The sequence below is a fragment of the Actinomycetota bacterium genome (genome assembly GCA_030776725.1).
Classification (GTDB): domain Bacteria; phylum Actinomycetota; class Nitriliruptoria; order Nitriliruptorales; family JAHWKO01; genus JAHWKW01.
The window spans coordinates 1-3,351 of record JALYHG010000106.1; the positions used below are offsets into that span (position 1 = coordinate 1).

The following is a 3,351-nucleotide window of genomic DNA, read 5'->3' on the forward strand; positions in this document are numbered from 1 at the left end:
GTCCTCGCCTACGAAGCCGACGGCGCCGGGACGCCCGTCCGCTGGCTCGGCGGCGGCGAGAAAACGTTCGCGAGGCTGACCGCACGTGCCGACCTCCTCATCAACTTCGACTACCGCTCCTCGAGTCACGTCGTCGGGCACTTCGCCCGCTCGGCGCTCGTCGACCTCGACCCGGGGTTGCTGCAGCAGTGGATCTCCTTCGGCCAGCTGGCCCCAGCCCCGCACGACCACTGGTTCACCATCGGGGAGACCGTCGGCACCGCCCGTGCCGGCTTCCCGGATGCCGGCATCGACTGGCACCGGATCGGCCGCGTCGTGCACCTGCCGTCCTGGCCGGTGTGCCCACCCGTTCCCGACGCGACCTACACGACGGTGACGAGCTGGTGGGGCGACGAGTGGATAACCGACGGTGCCGGCCTGCTGTACGAGAACAACAAGCGGGTGACCTTCCTGGAGTACGCCGACCTGCCCCTACGCAGCGGCGCGAAGCTCGAGCTCGCGGCCTACTTCGGCGACAGTCGCACCGGTTCGCCCAGGCGCGACGTTGAGGTGAAGCCCGAGGAGGCAGCCGGCGACGCAGAGGACGTGCGGCGGATGCGCCGCGGGGGGTGGCGACTGCGTCGCTCCGCCGAGGTGGCCGCAGACCCCTGGGCATACCGCCGCTACATCCAGGCCTCCCGCGGCGAGTTCAGCTGCGCGAAGCCGTCTTGTCTCGTCCTACAGAACGCATGGGTGAGCGACCGGACCCTCTGCTACCTGGCCAGCGGACGACCAGCCGTCGTCCAGCACACCGGTCCGAGCGACTTCCTGCCCGACGCCGAGGGTCTGTTCCGGTTCTCCTGCCGGGACGAGGCCGTGGAAGCCCTGCGGACGGTGGAACGCGACTACCGCAGGCAGCGGACGGCCGCCCGGGAGCTGGCAGAGTCACTGTTCGACTCGGGCCCCATCCTGTCCCGGCTACTGGACAACGCCCTGTCCAACCCGGCGGGCGGGCGCGGTCGCGGCCGGTCCGGCGCGCCCCCAGCCACACGAGCCACAGAGAGGGCCGGACAGGGCCGGGCCCGGTAGCCGACCGGAGCGCCGAAAGCCACGGAGAAGGAGGGCGAGTAAATGGCCAGCGTCGCGGTAGGAGTGGTACCCCGTGAGCGGTTCTCGATGGCCGCTCAAGTGCTCGAGCGCCTGCTCGCGTGCACCCCGGAGAACTTCGAGCTTGTGGTCGTCGATGCCGGCACCCCGGCCCCTTTCCGTGCCGAGATGGACCGCGTCCTGCGAGGTCGGCCGAGCGTCGTGCGCCCGACCACCGACGAGATCCTGTTGCCGAACGAGGCCCGCAACCTCGTGATCGACAACACCGACGCCGACTGGATCTGCTTCCTGGAAAACGACGTCCTCGTCGAGCCCGGGTGGTTGAGCAAGCTCCTGGCGGCCTGCGAGGAGGAGGCAGCGGCAGCGGCGGTGCCACTGATCGTGGACCGATTCGGCCCGTTCGAGAAGGTCCACTTCGATGATCGTCTGCACACCATCACCACGGTCGACACCCCGGACGGCACCGGCCTGCGGATCGAGCCACGACCGGACTCCAACGAGAGCGACCGTGGAGCCACGCGCCGGCGCGTGGACTTCATCGAGACGCACTGCATGCTGTTGTCGTGTCGGGCCTTGGAGCGCACCGGCCTGTTCGATCCCTCCATCACCGCTCAGGAGGAAGTGGACGTCAGCCTGGCCCTCCATGCCCATGGGCTGCCCGCCGTGCTGGAACCCGCTGCCGTCGTGACCTTCTACCCGCCGCCGCCGGTCCACCCCGAGGAGCGGGAGTTCTACCTGCGCAAGTGGGACCCGGAGTCCTATGCGCGGGACTACCGACGCGTCGCCGAGCGCTGGCGGCTCATCGATCCGCCCAGCGCCATGGGAGTCGTCGAGACGCGACGGTCCTACGTGCGTGAGCCGGACCCGGAGCGGCAGGTGGTCGCCGAGCTGGCCTACCGTCAGCGACTGATGGCCACCGCCGCCGACCTTGCCGCCGCCGCTCGTGCAGACCAGCCGCTGATCCTGGTTCACGACGAGCAACTGAACCTCAACGTGGTGGCGCCGGGCCTGGAGGTGCTGCCCTTCCTCGAACGTGAAGGCCTGTACTGGGGTCCTCCGCCCGACGATGCCACGGCCATCGCCGAGCTGGAGCGCATGCACGCCGAGGGGGCGAGCGCCATCGCGTTCGCCTGGCCGTCGTTCTGGTGGCTCGACCACTACCCAGGCTTCACCGAGTATCTGCGCGCGTCCTATGCGACCGTGCTCAGCAACGACCGACTGGTGGCCTTTGACCTGACCGACCGCACCGCAACCGCCCGAACCGCAGCGACGGCGCCGCGAACGGGACAGCCGTGATCGTCGACGGGGTGCGCCTGGAGCAGCGGGACGACGACGTCCGGCTGGTCGCCGAGGTGTCCTGGGAGGACCGGACCCGGGACAGCCGCGAGTTGTGGTACGCGATGCCCGCCGAGTACGCCAGAGCGATGCGCCCACGGGCCGACCCCTTCCTGGTCGCGTGCGCGGTGCTGGCGCAGCATCACGGGGAGCGCCGCCTGCGGCTGACCAGCAACGTCTGTCCCCGGCTGGTGGAGGGCACGCGCACGGCCCTGGCGTGGCTGCGCCAGTGGTACCGCCGCGACCGTCCGGAGCTGCGCATCGAGGCGCCGCTCGACCGCGACGCCCGCCCGCCGGCTGCGTACCGGTCCGGTCTGTTCTTGTCCGGAGGCCTCGACTCCCTCTACACCCTGCACCGCAACCATCGCGACGTGCCCGTCGGCCACCCCCACCGATTCGCCCTGGCGCTCGCCGTCGACGGGATCGAGGAGTATCGCAGCACACGCTTCGACCGGGCGATCCGCCGCGTCGCCGAGGAGACCGGGCTGGAGCTGGCACGGCCCTCCACGAACGTCCGTTCTCTCGAGCCGGACGGCGCGTTCTGGCGTTCGCAGTGGCATGGGGCGGCGCTCGCCTCGGTCGCCCATGCCCTCGGTGGCTTGCTGACAGAGGTGACGATCTCCTCGAGCCATTGGGTGGGCGAGCAGGACCTGCCGCCGCTGGGTTCGCATCCGCTCATGGACCACGCATTCAGCAGCCAGACGCTGCAGGTTCTGCACGCCAGCGTCGAGGTCGGCCGGGTTGCACGCCTGAGGATGATCGCCGACTGGGACGTCGCCCGACGGTATATGCGCGTCTGCTCACGGGACGCCGGCGAGTCCCTCAACTGCGGGCGCTGCCACAAGTGCCGCATGTCCATGCTGGCGCTCGTCGCGCTGGGCAAGCTCGCCGAGTTCCCCGCGTTCCCCGACGACGACGTGGGAGCGGAGC

The 3,351-nt window shown here is 70.3% G+C and carries 3 protein-coding genes; all 3 read left to right on the forward strand.

What is annotated here, in order from left to right; all coding sequences use genetic code 11:
* Positions 1-1,068, forward strand: a 1,068-nt coding sequence (locus M3N57_04920) for a hypothetical protein (GenBank protein ID MDP9022040.1), incomplete at its 5' end; no start/stop codon positions are given.
* 42 nt (positions 1,069-1,110) lie between these two features.
* Entirely contained in the window at positions 1,111-2,382 is a 1,272-nt protein-coding gene (locus tag M3N57_04925) for a glycosyltransferase (protein ID MDP9022041.1), read from the forward strand.
* An 11-nt stretch (positions 2,383-2,393) separates the two neighbouring features.
* Positions 2,394-3,351: hypothetical protein (locus tag M3N57_04930; protein ID MDP9022042.1), on the forward strand; the 958-nt coding region annotated here is incomplete at its 3' end.